This is a genomic window from Falsiphaeobacter marinintestinus (genome assembly GCF_007923355.1).
In the GTDB taxonomy this organism is placed as follows: domain Bacteria; phylum Pseudomonadota; class Alphaproteobacteria; order Rhodobacterales; family Rhodobacteraceae; genus Phaeobacter_A; species Phaeobacter_A marinintestinus.
In genome coordinates, this window is sequence record NZ_VOGO01000006.1 from 90591 (window position 1) to 110479 (window position 19889).

Below are 19889 nucleotides of genomic sequence, written 5' to 3' on the forward strand. Positions count from 1 at the left end.
CATGTTGACGGCAGAATCGGAGGAATACTCATGAGAACCAAGGTTGGCATCATTGGTGGCGGGCCATCGGGTCTGTTGCTGTCGCAGCTTCTGCATCTGAAGGGAATCGACAATATCGTTCTGGAAAAGCACAGCCGCGAATATGTGCTGGGCCGGATTCGGGCGGGTGTTTTGGAGCATGGCTTTGCCGAGTTGATGCGCGAAGCACAGTGCGGCGAACGGATGGACCGTGAGGGCGAAATTCACGAAGGGTTCTTTGTGTCCCATGACGGGATCAAGGACCGGATGGATTTGTCCAAATATTCAGATGGGAATTCGGTGATTGTCTATGGGCAGACCGAGATCACCAAGGATCTGTACGACGCGCGCGACAAGATGGGCGGCAAAGTTGTGCATGGCGCGCTGGATGTGAAGCCGTATGATCTGACATCGGATGCGCCGTATATTACCTATCGTCAGGGGGATGATCTGTACCGCGTCGATTGCCAGTACGTCATCGGTGCCGACGGGTTTCATGGTGTCAGTCGCAAGTCGATCCCGAAGGACGTGTTGAAAGAATATGAGAAGGTGTATCCTTTTGGCTGGCTGGGCGTTTTGTCCAAGACAAAACCGGTCTCGCCCGAACTGATCTATGCCAAGCACGACCGCGGGTTTGCCTTGTGTTCGATGCGCAGCCAGATCCTGAGCCGGTATTACATCCAGGTGCCTTTGACCGACACGACGGACGATTGGCCGGATGAGGAATTCTGGGCCGAGCTGAAGCGGCGCTTGCCGGAAGACGTCGGAGCCAATCTGGAAACCGGGCCGTCTATCGAAAAGTCGATTGCCCCTTTGCGCAGTTTCGTGGCCGAGCCGATGCGCTATGGGAACATGTTTCTGGCCGGGGACGCGGCACATATCGTACCGCCAACCGGGGCGCGGGGGCTGAATTCGGCGGGGTCGGATATCTATTACCTCTACCACGCGCTGGTCGATCATTATGAGAACGGGGATGATACCGGGCTGGAAACCTATTCGGAAAAAGCCCTGGCGCGGGTCTGGAAAGCGCAACGGTTTTCATGGTGGCTGACGTCGCTTTTGCACAGTTTTCCGGAAGGCATCGAGTATGATCGGCGGCTGCAGGATATCGACCTTGAGTATCTGTTTACGTCTGATTCTGCCCAAGCGTCTTTGGCTGAGAACTATGTTGGGTTGCCTTACTGACCCGGGTGCGCTGGCCGTGATAGCATCGGGGAGCCAGCGGCTCCCCTTTCAATAGGCTGGGGTGCGCTTAATCGGCGGGTCGGCCAATTCAGGTCTATTGCCCCCGGCCTCGGGTCTTTCTATAACCCGAGCCGACTGTCGGATCGGAGCTGCCTCATGACATTTGCCCACCGCCACCTGCTGGGAATCGAACAGCTTAAGCCTGACGATATACTGGCGATCCTTGATCTGGCCGAAACCTATGTCGATCTGAACCGAAAATCTGACAAGCATTCGGACGTTTTGTCCGGGCTGACCCAGATCAACATGTTCTTCGAAAACTCGACCCGGACGCAGGCCAGTTTTGAATTGGCAGGCATGCGGCTTGGCGCGGATGTGATGAACATGTCGATGCAGGCGAGTTCGATCAAGAAGGGGGAAACCCTGATTGATACCGCGATGACGCTGAACGCCATGCACCCCGATCTGCTGGTCGTGCGCCATCCGCATTCGGGTGCGGTGGATCTGCTGGCGCAAAAGGTGAACTGCGCAGTGCTGAACGCCGGGGACGGGCGGCACGAGCATCCGACTCAGGCGTTGCTGGATGCGCTGACCATCCGGCGGGCCAAGGGACGATTGCACCGGCTGAATATCGCGATTTGCGGCGACATTGCCCATTCACGTGTCGCGCGGTCGAACATCATGCTGCTGGGCAAACTGGAAAACCGGTTGCGCCTGATCGGGCCGCCAACGTTGATGCCCGCGCAGATCGGTGAATTCGGGGTCGAGGTTTATGAGGACATGTCCGAAGGGTTGAAAGACGTTGATGTGGTGATGATGCTGCGGCTTCAAAAAGAACGTATGGATGGCGGGTTTATTCCATCCGAACGCGAATATTATCACCGCTATGGACTGGACGCGGCCAAGCTGAGCCTTGCCAAGCCCGATGCCATTGTCATGCATCCCGGCCCGATGAACCGGGGCGTCGAGATTGACGGAACGCTGGCTGACGATATCAACCGGTCGGTCATACAGGATCAGGTCGAAATGGGTGTTGCCGTTCGTATGGCCGCGATGGAGCTTTTGGCCCGCAATCAGGTCGCGAGGCGCATGGCATGAGTGATGATCTGACGATACCGGCCGGTGAACGCGGCGTGATCCGCATCTTTGCGCTGGATCTGCCCGATGAACAGGCCAGATTTCTGCGCGAACCCGGGGCGGCACAGCAGGTGCTGGGCGCCGAAGGTCTGGACGATGCGCATATCGACATCATTCGGCTGGACGACCTCGAAGAGGTTGGATTGAACGGGTACCTGATTGACGGGTTGGGGGTGCCGAAAGATCAGATCAACCCGGACTGGAATACGCTGGGCGCGCTAACTGGATATGTCATGATCCTGCGTAGCAGCGCGTTTTCCGGACAGCCGATGACATTGCGTCCCGATCCGGGGGTCAGGTTGGTTGCCACCTATCATGAGCCCGGAACGGATTGGAGTGCGACGCCGATGACGACCGACAGTGCCAAACCCTTTTCCGCCGCCAAACCGCCGCCGCGTGCAGCCCGGGCCGAAGCGCGCAAGATCGGCGCCATCCTGTTTGCGGTGGTAATGACGCTGATCGTACTTGGCATTCTGTGGACCGTTTTGTGATGACTGACCTTACATTCCCGCCTGATCGCGCGGCCTATATCCGCAACCATGCATGGATGGCGGCGCTGGCGATGGCCGGTGCGATGGGCATCCTGTGGGCCATGGGCAACGCCTATGTCTGGACTGGCGCGGTGGCTGGTCTGGCGGCGATTGCCTTGCGCGGCGTATACCTTGCCTCGGAAGAACTGGCCGTTGTCTGGAAAATCGATGACGGAGCCTTGGTAGGGCCGGGTGATCAGCGGGTTGCCCTGGCGAATGTTGAGGCTGTACGGACCATGGGCAGTTTTGTTCAGGTGATCACGCGGGATGGCCACAAGTACCTGATCAAGTATCAGGCAGAGCCTGCGAAAACCAAGGCGGCCATCGAAAGGGCGTGCTTATGACCAATATCCTGTTCACAAATGCGCGCCTGATCGACCCCGAATCGGGCATTGACGATCTGGGAACATTGCTGGTCCGCGATGGCAGGATCGCCGCTGAAGGGCACGAGGTTGCCGTGCCGGATGATGTCGAACTGGTGGATTGTGGCGGTAAATGCCTGGCCCCCGGTATTGTCGATATCGGCGTGAAAGTGTGCGAACCCGGCGAGCGGCACAAGGAAAGTTACAAGTCTGCCGGTCTGGCAGCCGCGGCGGGCGGTGTGACCACCATCGTCACCCGGCCTGATACGATGCCGACGATCGACAGCCCCGAAACGCTGGAATTTGTCACCCGCCGCGCGCAGGTCGATGCGCCGGTAAACGTGGTGCCAATGGCGGCGCTGACCAAGGGGCGTGACGGGCGCGAGATGACCGAGATCGGCTTTCTGATGGATGCCGGGGCGGTGGCGTTCACCGATTGCGATCATGTTGTCTCAAACACCAAGGTGTTCCTGCGGGCGCTGACCTATGCCCGGTCGTGCGGTGCCTTGGTCATGGCGCATCCTCAGGAGCCGACGCTGAGCGCGGGGGCGGCGGCCACCAGTGGCAAATTCGCGTCATTGCGCGGATTGCCTGCGGTTAGCCCGATGGCCGAGCGTATGGGGCTGGATCGTGACATTGCCCTGATCGAAATGTCTGGCGCGCGCTATCACGCCGACCAGATCACCACGGCCCGCGCGCTGCCCGCTCTGGAACGCGCCAAGCGCAACGGGCTGGACATCACGGCAGGGGTCAGCATCCACCATCTGACGCTGAACGAACTGGACGTCGCCGACTATCGGACGTTCTTCAAAGTCAAGCCGCCGCTGCGGTCCGAAGAGGATCGGCTGGCGGTTGTCGAGGCCGTCAAAACCGGCCTGATCGACACGATCAGCTCGATGCACACGCCGCAGGATGAAGAAAGCAAACGCCTGCCGTTTGAAGAGGCCGCCAGTGGCGCAGTTGCATTGGAAACCCTGTTGCCAGCGGCCATGCGCCTCTATCACGCGGAGTATCTGACCTTGCCGGACCTGTTCCGGGCGATGGCGCTGAACCCGGCGAAACGGCTGGGCCTGCCCGTTGGCCGTTTGACCCCCGGCGCGCCTGCGGATCTGGTGTTGTTCGACCCGGACGCGCCGTTCATCCTTGACCGATCCACCCTGCGTTCCAAATCCCGCAACACGCCGTTTGACGGCCAGCGGATGCAGGGTAAGGTTCTGGCGACCTATGTTGCCGGACAGCCGGTTTATCGGAGAGCCTGATGCCCCTCATTGAAACGCCTGTTCCGTTCCTGATCCTGTGGGCTTTGATCGGATACGGTCTGGGCTCGATCCCGTTTGGCATGGTGCTGGCGCGGGTGATGGGACTTGGCAACCTGCGCGACATCGGGTCGGGCAACATCGGGGCCACCAATGTGCTGCGGACTGGCAGCAAACCGGCGGCTGCGCTGACCTTGCTGCTGGATGGCGGCAAGGGGGCCGTTGCCGTATTGCTGGCCCGGGCATTCGCGGGAGAAGACGCCGTTCAGCTGGCCGCACTGACCGCTTTTCTGGGCCATTGTTTTCCGGTCTGGCTGGGGTTCAAGGGCGGCAAGGGGGTCGCGACCTTCCTTGGTATCTGGCTGGCGCTGGCCTGGCCTGTGGGGCTTGCCTGCTGCGCGACTTGGCTAGTGGGTGCGGCTGTCACGCGTACCTCGTCTTCGGCAGCGCTGATCGCTGCGGCGTTCTCGACGGTCTGGGCTGTCTTGCTGGGCTATGGCATCGGGTTGGTGCTTGGGATCGTCCTGACGCTTCTGATCTATTGGCGACACGCGGCCAATATTCAACGTATCCGCGCTGGAACCGAACCGAAAATCGGGGAGAAGTAACCTGTAACAAAGTGGTTGCGGTTTTCATGTAATCTGTTATTTCTGTAATTGCAGAAATAACTGTCAATCAAGGTTGATTCGTGATGAAGCTGACACCCGCCATGCAAGCCTTCGTTCTTCACTGGGGCGAGATGGGCACAAAATGGGGCGTGAACCGGTCTGTTGCGCAAATCCATGCCTTGCTGCACATCACGCCGGAACCCTTGGCCGCTGATGAGATTTGTGAGGCGTTGGGGCTGGCCCGTTCGAATGTCTCTAATGGGTTGAAAGAGTTGCAAGGCCTTAAAATCGTTACGGTTAGCCGAAATCTGGGCGACCGACGCGATCACTTTACGTCGATCCGCGATGTGTTCGATCTGGCCAGAACCGTGGTCGAAAGTCGCCGGGATCGGGAGTACGCGCCGACGTTGCTGGCCTTGAAGGATGTTGCAGACGAGGCTGAAGGCGATGGAACGCCCAGTCAGGTACGGGCACGCATCGATGAAACCTTGGTCACGATGCAAATGTTCGATGACTGGTATCAGGACGTCTCGCGGCTGCCACGGCCCGTGCAGCTTGCAATCATTCGCCTTGGTGGGCGGATCGCACGGTTGTTGCCGAAGGGCAGCTAAAAAAATTTTGCCGGAGATTTCTCTTATGACAGAAATAACTGAAAGAAAGATGGGCTTGCTTCTTCCCGCGGCTCGGAAATCGGCCCATGTGGTGGATCCTGTTGCTCTGATTGTCGGGTTGATCGGCGGCCCGCTGATTGTAACGGCGGCGACATTCTACGCTGTCATCCCGGTCTTTGCCCTTGGAATGGGTGGTCTGCTGTATCTGGTCGCAGGTTTTCCCGCGATGCTGATCTGGTTCGCCCGACGCCCGATTTCCTCTGGCGGGGTCGCGACGGCTGCGTTTCTGGTGAACGCTGGCCTGTCGATTTCTGTGTGGGCCATCAGCTTGCTGTTCGATGCGGGTGATATGGCAAAGATAGCTTTGTTCTATCTGGCCTTCGGATCCGCATTTGCACTGACTTGGGGCGGGGTAACTGGCTGGATCTATGTCAAACTTTGCAATCCCATCTACCAATCTTCCGTTTTGTTAAAAAAAGGAGACCACTGATGATTACCGCTATGTCCACTTACCTTGTGTTGTCTTTGATCACTGTCGGCGCGTTAAGCGTCATGATCCTGAGGATCGGACGTATCCTGGGGGACTGTCCGCAGACAGGAACTGCCTATAAAGCGGCGGCGGTTGCTGTTGCGACGGGGTATGCCGCCATCGGAACCGGGGGCGTTCTGCTGATCGCGGCCGGGATCGCCATGGCACCTGTTCCCCATATGCAAGCGTTGCCGGTCGCCCTTGGTCTAGCGGCCTTGTGTCTGGGATTGGGATTTTCTAACGCCATCGCAACCCTGCGCGGCGTGGTCAACCCGCCAGAGGCCGCCCCGAAAACCCCTCGGGTTCCCGAGGCTGACGCGCCGGTCAATAGCTGAATGCGTCGTAGATCTTGCTGAGGTCGCCGTTCCATTCACCGTTGTAAAGCTCCAGCAGTTCGTCTGCTGGGGCCATTCCGGTTTCTACGCTGTCTTCCAGCGCGTGCAGGAAATGGCGTTCGTCGGCGACCATACCGCCCAGACCCGGCTTGGCCCGTGCCTTGAGGCCCGCGCGCGAAATGTCGAGCACTTCGCGGGCCAGATCGTTCATGTTGATCTTGCCGACCTGCGCCTGCAGCCCCTGTTCGCCTCCGCCAACGCGCAAGGCCCAGCGGGTTTCCTCATCCCAGTCCTTGACCAGATCCCAGGCGGCATCCAGTGCGGATTGGTCATACATCAGGCCAACCCAGAACGCGGGCAGGGCGCACAGGCGGCGCCACGGGCCACCATCGGCACCACGCATTTCGATGAACTGCTTCACCCGCGCTTCGGGGAAGACCGTGGTCAGGTGATCGGCCCAGTCTGACATCAGCGGGGTTTCGCCGGGCAGGGCGGGCAGTTCGCCTTTCAGAAAATCTCGGAAGGATTGGCCCAGGGCATCAATGTACTGACCATCGCGATAGACAAAATACATCGGCACATCGAGCACGTATTGCACCCAGGCCTCAAACCCGAAGCCTTCGTCAAAGACAAAGGGCAGCATTCCGGTTCGTGCATCGTCAAGGTGACGCCAGATGTAGGAGCGCCAGCTTTTCTGACCGTTGGGTTTGCCTTCGAAGAATGGGGAATTGGCGAACAGGGCGGTTGCCACAGGCTGTAGCGCCAGCGCGACACGCATCTTCTGCACCATGTCAGCTTCCGAGCCGAAATCGAGGTTCACTTGCACCGTGCAGGTCCGGCGCATCATCGATGTGCCCATGGTTCCGACCTTTTGCATATAGCTGTCCATCAGCTTGTACCGGCCTTTGGGCATCAACGGCATCTGGTCGTGCGTCCATTCGGGCGCGGCACCAAGACCAAGGAAGCCGACGCCGATCTTGTCCGATATATCTTTGACGTCGCGCAGGTGCTGATTCACCTCGTCACAGGTCTGGTGGATCGTCTCAAGCGGCGCGCCGGACAGTTCCAGCTGCCCACCCGGTTCCAGCGAGATGTTGGCGCCGTCTTTTTCCAGCCCGATCAGTTTGCCGGATTCGACCAGCGGAGACCATCCGTGGCGATCACGCAGCCCTTCAAGAACGGCTTGAATCGACCGTTCGCCCTCATAGGGCAGGGGTTTGTGGGTGTCTTTGCAATACCCGAACTTTTCATGCTCGGTGCCGATACGCCAGTCTTCCTTGGGCTTACACCCCTTCTCAAGGTATTCGGCCAATTGGTCGTGGTGTTCAATCGGCCCGCCGCCGGACTGAGGAATGGACATGGCAAAGGCTCCCGTTCTGCTTGCAAAGAGGTGAATGTCTTGGGCAGGGGTGTCAAGACATGCACGTCGCTTTGATGCGCATTGACGTGATTACGAATGCAGCAGACCGGCAGGTCGCATCGGGTTACGTTCCCAGATCACCACGGGATGACTGCCCGGTTTGCGCAGCGTTGACAGCATCTTTTCGGTGTTGAAACCGGGCAGGACGCTGAACACGTCGAACAGGGCATCGACCCCTTCGGCATTGATCGGAACGTGCAGGATGGGCTGGCCGGGTTGATGCAACAGCCAGTGCGTTGGTTGTGATGTCGGGTCCAGAACCAGTCGCTCAAGCTCGGACGTAGAGACGGCACCGCCGGTGAGCGGGCCGAAATAGGCAATCTGACCTTCATCAACCTGAACCACGCCGGGACCGCCGGTTCCGGTGCGGAACCGGGCGCGTTGTATCCCGACAAGCGCAAGGGCGGCGGCGGCAACGATCAGGGCCCAGCCGACCCAGCCTAGCAATCCGCCCGGGCCTGCAGCCCAGCTGGCACCAACCACAGCGATCACGCTGGCGGCAATCAGTTCTCGCCACCGCCAGATCACGGCGCGGGCTTCGGGGCGGACAAAGCTCATGCGGCGCCTCCGTTGATGATGTAGGGGCGCGCCAACAGGGCGATGCTGTACCATCCGATCTGCTTGAAACCGATTTTTTCGTACAGCCGGGCGGCGTCGGGCGAATTGGCAAACAGATTGGCAACTTGAACGCCCTCAGCGCGGGCGTCTTGTAAAACGGCTATGGTCACGCGGCGGCCCAGCCCGCGCTTGCGGAATTTGTCGGGGACAAAAACACCGCCAACCTGTGCATGATGTCCAACCACGGCATTCAACGTCGCCATGGCAACAGGTTGTCCGCCATCTTCGACAACTCGAACCCGGCCCGAGGCAAGCTCAATCCTGGCCCGTTCGGGTGCCTTCTGGCGTGCGTTCTCAGCATCGAACTGGCCGGTTTGAAACAGGTAGTCCGCAAACCAGGGCTCCATGATCGCAAGATCGTCCGGGTGCATCGGGCGGCATGTCTCGGGCTGGGTGGGCAGGTCCGACAGATCAAGCAGGAACAAAGGTTCGATGTGTCGCATCTGATAATCGGCGGTTTCCAAATCCAAGGCCCGCAGTACTTCGGTCACTTGATTGGTTACCCCGGTCATGCCCAGTGTTTCGACACCTGCGAGCACCTGGGCAAAGGCTTGGGCAGCCTCTTCGGGCATACCGGGCACCTGCGCCATCAGATATCCGGATCGGGTGATCCCAAATACACCGGCAAGGCCATCGGGTTCCCAAAGGTGGAATTCGGTCGACAAAGGATGATCCGTGAAACCAACACCATGTGTAGACAGGTTGCCCCGAAGGTACATCGACGTAGCAGCGTGCTGCGCCAGATAGGCGTCGATCAGTTCCGCATCCTGTTCGGTCGCCTTTCTGAGCTTCGGTGAGCTTAAGCGCGCGTTCATTGCCAATCTCCAAACGTTTGCTGCCAGATGGTCATCGCGGCGACGGCAGCGGTGTCGGCCCGCAGGATTCGCGGTCCAAGGCTGACGACGTGTGATTGAGGAAGCGCGTTGAGGCGCTTGCGCTCACGATCAGAAAATCCGCCTTCGGGGCCGATCACAATCGCCCAGGGGCCCTTGCCCGCGTTAGCCAGAGTCAGCGCAGCACCCGCTTCGGTTTCGTCACAGAACATCAACTGGCGATCGTCGGGCCAGTTGTCTAACAGCCGGTCGAGTTTTTGCAGGTTGGTCACCTCGGGAACAAATGTTCCTCCGCATTGTTCTGCGGCCTCGACGGCGTGGGCCTGCAGGCGGTCCTGGCGGATACGTTCGGAATTGGTGAAGTCAGTCTGCACCGGAACGATCCGGGCGGCCCCCATCTCGGCCGCCTTTTCGACGATGAAATCGGTGCGGGCCTTTTTGATTGGTGCGAACAGCAACCACAGATCAGGCGGGTTCATTTGTGGCGCGGTCTGGTCCACCACGCTCAGAGCCCCGCCGCGTTTGCCAGCCTCGGTGATCTCGGCCAACCACTCGCCGGACTGGCCGTTGAACACAAGAACCCCGTCGCCAACTGACAGGCGCATCACCCCAAAAAGGTAATGTGCCTGATCACGGTCCAACGGAACCGATTGCCCCACCCCAAGAGGGTGGTCTAGATACAGCCTGACCTTCGCTTTCATGAAAGCTTACTTATGCAAGGCAATGCCCAAACACCAGATGGTCAGATCTCGGATGCTGTAGAAGGCAACTGGGTCGACTCATTGGCCCCGGCTTATTCGCGGCCCTATCTGCGCTTGTCCCGCGCGGATCGACCCATTGGCACTTGGTTGCTGCTGATCCCGTGTTGGTGGGGTCTGGCGCTTGCCATGCTGTGGGACCAGAGCCCGCGATGGGAAGACGCATGGATCGCTGTGGGTTGCGCGCTGGGGGCGTGGCTGATGCGCGGGGCCGGGTGTACCTGGAACGATATCACGGATCGTAAAATCGATGCGCAGGTCGACCGCACACGGTCGCGGCCTATTCCGTCCGGGCAGGTGTCGGTGCGTCAGGCGGTTGTCTGGATGGTGCTTCAGGCCCTGCTGGCGCTGGTCATCCTCCTGACGTTCAATCGCGCTGCTATTGCAATGGGTGTTCTGTCCCTGTTGCCAGTTGCAATCTATCCGTTTGCCAAACGCTTTACATGGTGGCCGCAGGTGTTTCTGGGGCTGGCATTCAACTGGGGCGCGCTGCTGGCCTGGACGGCGCATACCGGCGCTCTGCACTGGCCCGCCGTTGTGCTGTATTTCGCCGGGATTTCATGGACGCTGTTCTATGACACGATCTATGCGCATCAGGATGCCGAAGACGATGCCCTGATCGGGGTGAAATCGACGGCCCGGCTGTTCGGACAGGACACTGCGGGTTGGTTGAAGTATTTTCTGGTGGGCACCGTGTCCCTGATGGCGCTAGCTGTGATCAATGCAGCGGTTGTCAAAGCGTCGATACTTGCGCTGGTCATTGCACTGGCCGGGCCCTGGGCGATGGGCTGGCACATGGCCTGGCAGTTGCGCGGGCTGGACATTGAAGACAACAGAAAGCTGATCCAGCTGTTTCGGGCAAACCGTGACACCGGCTTGATTCCGCTGATCTTCTTTTTGGCAGCGCTGCTGGCCTGATTGCACCGCAGGCCAAGCGGTTGTAAGACTTCGGCACTCGGGAGCTTCTGAAAGACCAAAACCTAAATGCGACTTTCCTTTGTGTTTGCAGTTGGAATGACCTTCTTGCTGGCTGCCGGTCTGTCCCTTGTGGCCGCCCGGTTCGCGGCGACTGCCGTGGAAGAGGCGTCGGAAATTGACGTTCGGTTGTCGCTGGATCGCGCGGCCCATGGCTGGGCCGAGGTGCAGGCAAACGGCTTGCAGGTGATTCTGAGCGGCATAGCTCCGGACGAGGCGACACGGTTCAATGCCCTGACCGTGGTTGGAGACGTCGTCGACGCGGCACGGATAATCGACGGTATGGAAATTGCCCCGACGGCCGATTTGGCGCCCCCGAAATTCTCTATCGAAATTCTGCGCAATGACAGTGGGATATCGATCATCGGCCTGATACCGGCCAGCACGGATCGCGCCGATCTTGTCGATCAGTTGCACGGGCTTGTCGGCGAGGATCAGGTGGCAGATCTGCTGCAAACCGCCGACTATCCGGTGCCGGCAGGCTGGGATGATGCGTTGCAATTCTCGGTCATCGCGCTCAGCAAACTGCCACGCTCCAAAATCTCGGTCACAGCAGGACAAGTGTCGGTCGATGCGATTTCGGACAGCCCCGAAGCCAAGATGCGGCTTGAGACGGCTTTGACCCGCGCGGCACCACCCGGGTTGCGTTTGGCGCTGGATATCGCCGCACCGCGTCCGGTTATCACACCCTTTACCCTGCGGTTCTTGATCGACGAGGCTGGCGGCCGTTTCGACGCCTGTTCGGCCGACACTGCCGAAGCTGGTGCACGCATTCTGGCGGCAGCGCGCGCGGCTGGTGCGGTCGGTGATGTGGATTGCACGGTCGGCATGGGCGTGCCATCGCCGAATTGGGCGCAGGCCACTGTTCAGGGCATCCAGGCCTTGGCGGAACTGGGGGCCGGGGCGATCACGTATTCGGATGCCGACATCACGCTTGTGGCTGCCGAAGGCACGTCGGAAAACCTGTTCGACCGGGTCGTCGGAGAACTTGATGCGGCCTTGCCCGACGTTTTTGCATTACATGCTGTTCTGCCCGTGCCCGAAAGCGATACATCGGCTGGACCGCCGGAGTTTACCGGCACGCTCAGCCCCGAAGGTCTCGTGCAACTGCGTGGTCGGATCAGCGACCCGCAGATTCGCGATGTGGTCGACAGTTTCGCGCGGGCGCGATTCGGGACGAAAGAGGTGTACACGGCAACGCGCGTTGCATCCGATTTGCCGGCAGATTGGGCAATGCGGGTTTTGGCCGGTGTCGAAGTCCTGTCGAAACTGCGGCAGGGCGTCGTAACCGTCACACCTGATGATCTGGTCCTGCGCGGGGTCAGCCATCAGAAAGACGCAAGCGCGGAAATCGCGCGGCTTTTGTCTGACAAACTGGGTGAGGCCGAAAAATTTGCGCTTGAGATTACCTATCAGGAACCTCCCGAGGACCCGGATGAGCCGATTGACCCACAGCAATGCATCGCGCGCATCAAGGAGATTCAGGAAACCTCGAAGATTGCGTTCGAGCCGGGGTCAGCGACGATCACCGAAGCGTCGCTTGGCACAATGAACGGCATCGTCGATGTTCTGAAAGCCTGCGGGTCCATCCGTCTTGAGATTCAGGGTCATACCGACAGTCAGGGACGCGAGGAAATGAACCAGCAGCTTAGCCAGGCGCGGGCTCAGTCGGTTCTGAACGAATTGCGGGCTCGTCGCGTTCCGACAGCAAGCTATGTGGCTGTGGGATATGGTGAAACCCGCCCGATTTCGCCGAATGACACGGAAGACGGGCGCGAAGACAACCGTCGGATCGAATTCTGGCTGATAAAGCCGCGCGAAAGCCTGCCGGAAGAAGAAAGCCCGCTGGAAGAACTGGCAGGGCAAACCGAAGTTGCACCTTCCGAGGACGCAGCTGACGACGACACAAGCGAGGCGGACGCGCCGGATACACAGCCCGAGACCGACGGGGAGAACAACTAGATGAACCGCACCGAATTCATCATTACCACGGCCATCATTCTGTTCGTCGCGTTTGTCGTCGGCTGGTTTGCCAACTGGCTGGTGCATCGCGCCACCCGCGTTCGGCAAAGTGACGTGGCTGATCTGGACCGGATGAGCCAGGAACTGCACGAAGCCGAAGAAACCCGCGATCAGGCGATCACGTATCTGCAACAGCGCGAGGCCGAGTTGACCAATCAGCTAACTCAGACCGAGGCCGAACTGCGGGCTGCCATGGATGGTCTGCGTGATGCGCGTCAGGATGCCGAACAACTTCGCGCGCATGTCGAACGGATGCGCGACGTCTGATCGCTTACCAGCGGGTCAGGGCGTCTTCGTCTTCATCTTTGGCTGCAACCCAGCCTGTGTGATCGGCTGTGATCTCCTTCTTCCAGAAGGGCGCGCGGGATTTCAGGTAATCCATCAGGTATTCCGCCGCTTCGAATGCATCTTTGCGATGCGGCGCGGCTGTGGCCACCATCATGATCCGTTCACCGGGTTCAAGCCGCCCGTGGCGGTGGATGACCAGAACGTCACCCAGTGACCAGCGAGTCGCGGCCTCGTCCGCGATCTTGGCAATCGCCTTTTCGGTCATGCCCGGATAATGCTCGATCTCCATGGCACTCAGGTCGCCACCTTCGACGTCCCGAACCACACCGGTGAAGGTGACAACGGCCCCCATGCGGGTGTTGCCCTTGGCAAAACTTTCGGCTTCGGCACCAAGGTCGAAGGGAGCGGACTGAACGGCAACGCGCATTTTATCCTCCGGTCATTGGCGGGAAAAACGCCACTTCCCGCACGCCTTTTAGGGGGGCGTCAAAATCGCTGAGATCCTGATCCAACGCGACGCGCAGGGCGCTGAGGTCTTCAAACGCTGCGGCATACCGATCTTCGCGGGCGCGCAGTTCCTCAATCAGGTCGGCGACAGTCGCAGCCTGTGTATCGACCTGCTCGCGCGGAAGGCCGATACGTTCGCGAACCCAGGCGAAATACAGAACATCCATCAGCGCGTCTCCTTCAGGTATGGCAGGGCCTTGCGCAGGTAATCAAAGCCAGTGATCAGCGTCAGCGCGGCTGCCAGCCACAACAGACCAAGCCCGACCCAACCGGTAATGTCCATACCGACCAATTTCCAACGCAACCCGTGCAGATCCTCAACACGGCCCGACAAGATGTCATCAATCAGTTGCGGATCCATCCCATAAGCCGACATGCCAAGGTAATGTTCAAAGATGCCTTGCGAAAACAGAACCGCAATGGCGACCATCTGGGCGGTTGTTTTCCATTTGGCCAGCGGTGTGACTTTCAATGTGCCCGCCGTGTCCCCCAGATATTCGCGCAAGCCGGATACAAAAACCTCGCGAAACAGTATGAACGTGGCTGGCAGCACCAGCCAGGGCGACATTGACGAATACCCGACAATCACCATCAGGGCGATGATCACCATCGCTTTGTCAGCGATGGGGTCCAGCATGGTACCGATCTTTGTTTCCTGTCGCCAGGCGCGGGCAAGATACCCATCAAACCAGTCGGTGATCGAAGCCCCTAGAAACAGAACCAGTGCGAACCAGTCAGCATAGGGTCGTTCGAAATACAAAAACATGATCGCAATGCCAGGGGCCGCGATCAGGCGCAGGGTCGTGAGGATATTTGGAAGGTTCCATTGCATGGTGGATTCCTAACCCGGATGTGAGAGGTTTGAAAGCGCAAGCCACATGGCCGGGTGCTGCGGGTCCAGGGGCATGGTGTCACCCTTTGTCATGGAAAAAGTCATAGATCGTTTCGGCCAGCGCGCTTGAGACGCCATCGACAGCTTTCAGGTCCACCAGATTGGCGCGGCTGACTGCCTTGGCGCTTCCGAAATGCTTCAGCAAGGCGCGTTTGCGGGTGGCGCCGACACCGGGCACTTCGTCCAGCGGATTGGCCACCAGAGCCTTGGACCGTTTCGCGCGATGTGTCCCGATGGCAAAGCGGTGCGCCTCGTCCCGCAGGCGCTGAACAAAGTACAACACGGGATCGTTGTGGCGCAGGGCAAAGGGCCTTTGACCCAGTCGGTAGAATTCTTCTTTGCCGGCGTCCCGGTCAACACCTTTGGCAACCCCGACCATCGGGATGTCCTGCACGCCATGTGCTTGCATGATCCCGGCCACGGCGCTGACCTGACCGGCTCCGCCGTCGATCAGCAGCAGGTCGGGCCACAGCCCCTTGTCGCGGTCCGGGTCTTCTTTCAGAAGCCGGGTGAAGCGGCGGTTCAGAACTTCTTTCATCATGCCAAAGTCGTCGCCGGGGGTCAGGTCATCACCACGGATGTTGAACTTGCGATAGGCGTTCTTGGTGAACCCTTCCGGCCCGGCCACGATCATCGCGCCGACTGCATTGGTGCCCTGGATGTGCGAGTTGTCGTAAACCTCGATCCTGTTCGGCGGACCGTCCAGACCGAAGGCATCGGCCACTCCACGCAGCAGTTTGGCCTGCGTCGCGCTTTCCGACATACGCCGGGCAAGTGATTCACGTGCGTTTCGAAGTGCCCCCGACATCAGTTCGGCCTTTTCGCCGCGCTGTGGCACCAGTATTTCGACCTTGCGCCCGGCTTTCTCGCTGAGCGCGGTCTGCATCAGGTCTTCGTTCTCGATCGCGTCGGACAAGAGCAACTGACGGGGCGGTTCCTTGTTGTCATAGAATTGACCAAGGAACGCCTCCATCACTTCGGCGGCAGAAATATCGGTTCCGGCCCGCGGATAGAAATCCCGGTTACCCCAGTTCTGGTTCGCCCGGATAAAGAACACCTGCACACAGGCCTGCCCGCTTTCCATGTGCAGGGCGATGATATCGGCCTCGGTCACGCCACGCGGATTGATGCCCTGACTGGATTGCACCATGGTCAGCGCGCGGATCCGGTCGCGCAGGGCAGCAGCGCGTTCGAATTCCATCCCGTCTGACGCCTCTTGCATCTGCCGGGCCAGATCCTCTTGCACCTTGGTGGAGCGTCCTGACAGAAACCGTTCGGCGTCGCGCACGCTTTTGGCGTAGTCGGCTTCTGAAATCAGCCCGACGCACGGGGCCGAACAGCGTTTGATCTGATGCAAAAGGCAGGGCCGGGTGCGGCTGTCGAACATCGAATCCGAACAGTTGCGCAACAGGAAAGCCTTTTGCAGCTGGTTCAGCGTTCGGTTTACGGCATCGGCACTGGCGAAGGGACCGAAATAGGCCCCTTTTTCCTTTCGGGCGCCGCGGTGCTTCTTGATCTGAGCAAAGGCCTGACCGGTCGTAACAAGAATGTTGGGAAAGCTTTTGTCGTCGCGCAACAGCACGTTGTACTTCGGCTTCAGCTGCTTGATCAGGTTCTGCTCAAGCAGCAGCGCTTCTGTTTCCGTCCGTGTGGTCAGGAACATCATCTTCGACGTGTCACGGATCATGCGATCGATACGCCCGCTATGCCCACCGGGTCTGGCATAGTTGGACACCCGGGCCTTGAGGTTTCTGGCCTTGCCGACATAGAGCACGCGGGCCTGCGCATCGAGCATCCGGTAGACGCCCGGTGAACTGTCGAGCGTCTTCAGATAGGCCTGAATACAGGCATGGCCTGTCACCTCGGGGTCGCTGCTGCTGTCAGTTTGATCGGTCATGATGTGGATGTATGATTCTTGCTGCCTGCCTGCAATCTTGCAAGCCCACGATCAAGAGAAAACAAATCCACCACTTCTGTGGATAAGTCTGAAGATATCTTTGGGGCAGCAGGTAATTTTCCTTGTTTTCGGCAGGCTTCCAGTGAGTGCCTGTTTTTTAGGCGTTTTTTCAAGCTATTGATTTAAAATGATAACTTTCTTTTCATCTGACAAGTTTATGAATTTAAAGACATTTTTGTAACGCCTAGGTAACAGATCATTTACCAGTGCAAAACTTGACCCAGGGGCACCTATTTATCAACGCCCAATACGTCGGGTGTCTGCCAACCCAGATGCTGTCCGCCATCCACGGCAAGCATCTGTCCGGTCACGCCGGGGGCATCCAGAAAGTACCCAAGGGCCGCCGTGATGTCAGCGGGGTTGGCCCCGCGACCCAGAATCGTCGCGCTGCGCTGCGCTTCGAAATGAGCCGCCGATTGCCGGTGCCCCTGCAACGTCGGGCCGGGTCCGATGCCATTGACGCGTATCGCCGGGGCCAGCGCCTGTGCCGTGGTCCGGGTCATCGCCCACAAGCCCATCTTTGCAATGGTGTAGGACATGAACTCGGGCGTCAGTTTGTGCACACGTTGGTCAAGCATGTTGATAATCAGACCGGTGGCCACGGGCTCTCCCTGCGCATCCTGGCCTGCTTTTAGCCCTTGCGCGGCCATGGCTTGCGTCAGCACAAACGGGGCGCGCAGATTGCTTTCAATATGGCGGTCCCAGCTGTCGCGTGTCGCCGAGTGCAGATTGTCGTATTCAAAGATCGAGGCGTTGTTCACCAGACAGGTAACCGGGCCGCCCAAGGCGTGTGCAGCAGCGGGCAGAAGCGCCTGTGCTTGAGCTTCGTCCAGAAGATCCGCCTGCAACGCCACTGCGTTGCGGCCCATTGACCGGATCTGTTGCACGACATCGTTGGCGTCGTCCGCAGAGCTGGCATAGTGGACAGCAACATCATGTCCACGTTGCGCCAGATACAGCGCCATCGCGCGACCCAGTCGGATGCCAGCGCCGGTCACAAGGCTGCGTGTCATGAAATGCTCCGTCCCCAGGGGCCGTCAGATCAGGACGGCAATCACATATGTTGCATATAGAATGGTCAGCGCAAATCCCCAGCTCCGCGTGATATCTACGCGGAAGAAAACGAACGGGATCAAAAGCAGCGATGAGGCCAGCATGACCCACAAGTCGAACCGGATGAAACCGGGGTCGACGGGGATATTGCCGAACATCGTCGCGATCCCGACAATGGCCAAAAGATTGAACATGTTCGACCCGATGACATTGCCCAGTGCAACGTCTGCCTGCCGTCGGAGCGCGGCCATCACAGTGGTGGCCAGCTCAGGCAACGACGTGCCGACAGCGACCAGCGTCAGCCCGATTACGGTTTCTGTGACGCCATAGGTCCGCGCGATGACGGATGCGTTTTCCACCAGCAGGTTGGCACCCAAGGGCAGGCCGATCAGTCCAAGCACCAGATAAACCGCGATCCGCCAATAGGGCATATCGGGGTCCGCTTCGTCCAGCGTTTCCAGATCATCAGGCTCGCCGGCGCGGCGATGTGCCAGGGCCTCGCGAAAGGCGTCGGCAAGAACAAAAAACAAAGCTGCAAGAAGGATCACACCGCTGACTATTGTCAGCGTCCCGCAGAGCGCCAGACCGATAAACAGGACCGTGGCCAACAACATAAAGATATATGTCTTGCGTGTGTTGCATTCGCTGGTGTGCAGCGTTGCCATGATGGCCGGAATGCCCAGCACCATCAGGATATTGGCCGTGTTCGATCCGACCACGTTGCCCAGGGCAATCCCGGGGGCATTGTCCTGTACCGCTTTGATCGCGATCAGCAGTTCAGGCGCCGACGTACCGAACGCGACGATTGTCAGGCTCACGATCAGGGCAGGAACACCCAAACGCAGGCTGAGGTTTACGGCCCCCCGAACCAAAGCGTCACCGGCCAGCAGCAGGATGACCAGCCCCAAAGCGGAAAAGAGCCATGCGCTCATGACTTGCCCCCACGTTTACCGATGTGCCCGCAACTGCAGGGCCCCTTGCCAATCCGAAACCGGCGGCATTTCGGGCACCGGGCAGACTCCAGCTTGCCTTGCCCGGGAAACCGGTACTTGCCAAGCATTGCCAGCACGGCCATGACCGCCAGAAACAGAAGGACAATCTTATAGATCACGTCAGAGGCCGAAACGTGCGAAAGCCGCGCGCTCCTCGATACCCGCGACGCCGTCCTGCACCAGTTGCGCGCCAAAACGCGACAGCAATGGGCGACGCATGCTATAGCGACTGAACTGAACCTTGTCGCCGAACAGTTCGACCATTTTGGGCTTTAGATGTGCAATTCCGTCGATCAGCCCGACGTCAATCGCGCGTTTGGCCAAAAAGATCTCGCCGGTAAACAGGTCGGACTTGTCATCCAGCTTGTCGCCGCGTCGGGTTTTGACCTGAGTGATGAAATTTTCGTGAATGTCGCCAAGAATGACTTTCAGTCGCTCGACGTCCTGAGGGTTTTCGGGGCGGAACGGATCAAGCTGGGATTTGCTGTCGCCAGCCGTATACACTCGACGCTCGATCCCTTGACGGGCCAGGAAGATATGCGCCCCGAAGCTGGACGAAATCACACCGATAGATCCAAGGATCGAACTGTCATCTGCCCAGATTTCGTCGGCGGCCGAGGCCAGCCAATAACCGCCCGAAGCGGCCACATCTTCGACGAAGGCATAAACCGGGACATTCAGTTCTTCCGAAAGTCTCCGGATGCGCGCGCCGATCAGCGAAGATTGAACAGGCGATCCGCCGGGCGAATTGATTTCCAGCGCAACGGCTTTGGGCTTGCCCCTGCGAAAGGCCTTTTCCAACAGCGGAGCCAGCGCGGCATCGCTTAACGATTTGGGACCGCTCATGCCGATCGTGCCGGACAGGCGAACGATCGAGACCAGCGGCGGGTTCTTGAGGAAAGGTAGACGCAGCTTCATCCAGCCGATGTAGAATGCCACCCGCCGACAAACAAGGTACGCGGGCAGTCTGAATTGCCCGTGTCACAAAAATCACGGAACGTCA

General features: G+C 59.2%; 24 protein-coding genes. 12 read left to right on the plus strand and 12 right to left on the minus strand.

Annotated features, from left to right (window positions below; all coding sequences use genetic code 11):
* Positions 1-30 precede the first annotated feature (30 nt).
* The 9 genes from pobA to FOY56_RS14045 all read left to right on the plus strand — a co-directional run bounded on the left by pobA (position 31) and on the right by FOY56_RS14045 (position 6571).
* The gene (pobA, locus tag FOY56_RS14005; protein WP_146346485.1) at positions 31-1203 is read left to right on the plus strand and encodes a 4-hydroxybenzoate 3-monooxygenase; all 1173 of its coding nucleotides are present in this window, start codon (positions 31-33) and stop codon (positions 1201-1203) included.
* Between the two features lie 156 nt (positions 1204-1359).
* Positions 1360-2301, plus strand: a complete 942-nt coding sequence (locus FOY56_RS14010) for an aspartate carbamoyltransferase catalytic subunit (RefSeq protein ID WP_146346486.1) — start codon at positions 1360-1362, stop codon at positions 2299-2301.
* On the plus strand, positions 2298-2831 hold the full coding sequence (locus FOY56_RS14015) for a hypothetical protein (protein ID WP_146346487.1): 534 nt from the start codon (positions 2298-2300) through the stop codon (positions 2829-2831). Before FOY56_RS14010 ends, FOY56_RS14015 begins: the two co-directional genes overlap by 4 nt.
* A complete protein-coding gene (locus tag FOY56_RS14020) occupies positions 2831-3214 on the plus strand; it encodes a hypothetical protein (RefSeq protein WP_146346488.1) in 384 nt (127 codons plus the stop codon). Before FOY56_RS14015 ends, FOY56_RS14020 begins: the two co-directional genes overlap by 1 nt.
* Positions 3211-4491, plus strand: coding sequence for a dihydroorotase (gene pyrC / locus FOY56_RS14025; RefSeq protein WP_146346489.1), 1281 nt, complete (start codon positions 3211-3213; stop codon positions 4489-4491). The genes FOY56_RS14020 and pyrC overlap by 4 nt, the downstream gene beginning before the upstream one ends.
* On the plus strand, positions 4491-5096 hold the full coding sequence (gene plsY / locus FOY56_RS14030) for a glycerol-3-phosphate 1-O-acyltransferase PlsY (protein ID WP_146346490.1): 606 nt from the start codon (positions 4491-4493) through the stop codon (positions 5094-5096). Before pyrC ends, plsY begins: the two co-directional genes overlap by 1 nt.
* Positions 5097-5179: 83 nt before the next feature.
* Positions 5180-5707 carry a GbsR/MarR family transcriptional regulator gene (locus FOY56_RS14035; protein WP_246139490.1) on the plus strand — a complete coding sequence of 176 codons (528 nt, stop codon included), beginning with the start codon at positions 5180-5182 and terminating at the stop codon, positions 5705-5707.
* A complete protein-coding gene (locus FOY56_RS14040; RefSeq protein ID WP_146346491.1) occupies positions 5652-6197 on the plus strand; it encodes a hypothetical protein in 546 nt (181 codons plus the stop codon). The genes FOY56_RS14035 and FOY56_RS14040 overlap by 56 nt, the downstream gene beginning before the upstream one ends.
* Positions 6197-6571 (plus strand): hypothetical protein, encoded by a 375-nt coding sequence (locus FOY56_RS14045; RefSeq protein WP_146346492.1) that lies wholly within the window; start codon positions 6197-6199, stop codon positions 6569-6571. Before FOY56_RS14040 ends, FOY56_RS14045 begins: the two co-directional genes overlap by 1 nt.
* Here FOY56_RS14045 and FOY56_RS14050 read toward each other — a convergent pair.
* The 4 genes from FOY56_RS14050 to FOY56_RS14065 form a co-directional block, all read right to left on the minus strand.
* On the minus strand, positions 6561-7931 hold the full coding sequence (locus FOY56_RS14050; RefSeq protein WP_146346493.1) for a glutamate--cysteine ligase: 1371 nt from the start codon (positions 7929-7931) through the stop codon (positions 6561-6563). The genes FOY56_RS14045 and FOY56_RS14050 overlap by 11 nt on opposite strands.
* A 90-nt stretch (positions 7932-8021) precedes the next feature.
* The gene (locus FOY56_RS14055; protein ID WP_146346494.1) at positions 8022-8549 is read right to left on the minus strand and encodes a hypothetical protein; all 528 of its coding nucleotides are present in this window, start codon (positions 8547-8549) and stop codon (positions 8022-8024) included.
* Entirely contained in the window at positions 8546-9424 is an 879-nt protein-coding gene (locus FOY56_RS14060; protein WP_146346495.1) for a GNAT family N-acetyltransferase, read from the minus strand. Before FOY56_RS14060 ends, FOY56_RS14055 begins: the two co-directional genes overlap by 4 nt.
* Positions 9421-10143 (minus strand): 16S rRNA (uracil(1498)-N(3))-methyltransferase, encoded by a 723-nt coding sequence (locus FOY56_RS14065; RefSeq protein WP_146346496.1) that lies wholly within the window; start codon positions 10141-10143, stop codon positions 9421-9423. The genes FOY56_RS14060 and FOY56_RS14065 overlap by 4 nt, the downstream gene beginning before the upstream one ends.
* A gap of 12 nt (positions 10144-10155) precedes the next feature.
* Here FOY56_RS14065 and ubiA point away from each other — a divergent pair, with 12 nt between their 5' ends.
* The 3 genes from ubiA (at position 10156) to FOY56_RS14080 (ending at position 13464) form a co-directional block, all read left to right on the plus strand.
* Positions 10156-11118: a 4-hydroxybenzoate octaprenyltransferase gene (ubiA, locus tag FOY56_RS14070; protein ID WP_146346497.1), complete on the plus strand. Its 963-nt coding sequence runs from the start codon at positions 10156-10158 to the stop codon at positions 11116-11118.
* A gap of 66 nt (positions 11119-11184) precedes the next feature.
* Entirely contained in the window at positions 11185-13137 is a 1953-nt protein-coding gene (locus FOY56_RS14075) for an OmpA family protein (RefSeq protein WP_146346498.1), read from the plus strand.
* On the plus strand, positions 13138-13464 hold the full coding sequence (locus FOY56_RS14080) for a hypothetical protein (protein WP_146346499.1): 327 nt from the start codon (positions 13138-13140) through the stop codon (positions 13462-13464).
* A gap of 4 nt (positions 13465-13468) precedes the next feature.
* Here the strand turns inward: FOY56_RS14080 and FOY56_RS14085 are convergent, their stop codons facing one another.
* The 8 genes from FOY56_RS14085 to FOY56_RS14120 all read right to left on the minus strand — a co-directional run bounded on the left by FOY56_RS14085 (position 13469) and on the right by FOY56_RS14120 (position 19804).
* Positions 13469-13912 (minus strand): molybdenum cofactor biosynthesis protein MoaE, encoded by a 444-nt coding sequence (locus FOY56_RS14085; RefSeq protein ID WP_146346500.1) that lies wholly within the window; start codon positions 13910-13912, stop codon positions 13469-13471.
* A gap of 1 nt (position 13913) precedes the next feature.
* The gene (moaD, locus tag FOY56_RS14090) at positions 13914-14159 is read right to left on the minus strand and encodes a molybdopterin converting factor subunit 1 (RefSeq protein ID WP_146346501.1); all 246 of its coding nucleotides are present in this window, start codon (positions 14157-14159) and stop codon (positions 13914-13916) included.
* Positions 14159-14824, minus strand: coding sequence for a CDP-diacylglycerol--glycerol-3-phosphate 3-phosphatidyltransferase (pgsA, locus tag FOY56_RS14095; protein WP_146346502.1), 666 nt, complete (start codon positions 14822-14824; stop codon positions 14159-14161). Before pgsA ends, moaD begins: the two co-directional genes overlap by 1 nt.
* Positions 14825-14903: 79 nt before the next feature.
* A complete protein-coding gene (gene uvrC, locus FOY56_RS14100; RefSeq protein ID WP_146346503.1) occupies positions 14904-16781 on the minus strand; it encodes an excinuclease ABC subunit UvrC in 1878 nt (625 codons plus the stop codon).
* A 290-nt stretch (positions 16782-17071) separates the two neighbouring features.
* Entirely contained in the window at positions 17072-17854 is a 783-nt protein-coding gene (locus tag FOY56_RS14105) for an SDR family oxidoreductase (RefSeq protein WP_146346504.1), read from the minus strand.
* A 24-nt stretch (positions 17855-17878) separates the two neighbouring features.
* Positions 17879-18826: a calcium/sodium antiporter gene (locus FOY56_RS14110; RefSeq protein WP_146346505.1), complete on the minus strand. Its 948-nt coding sequence runs from the start codon at positions 18824-18826 to the stop codon at positions 17879-17881.
* Entirely contained in the window at positions 18823-19005 is a 183-nt protein-coding gene (locus FOY56_RS23965; protein ID WP_146346506.1) for a hypothetical protein, read from the minus strand. Before FOY56_RS23965 ends, FOY56_RS14110 begins: the two co-directional genes overlap by 4 nt.
* A gap of 1 nt (position 19006) precedes the next feature.
* A complete protein-coding gene (locus tag FOY56_RS14120; RefSeq protein ID WP_146346712.1) occupies positions 19007-19804 on the minus strand; it encodes a S49 family peptidase in 798 nt (265 codons plus the stop codon).
* Between the last annotated feature and the right edge of the window lie 85 nt (positions 19805-19889).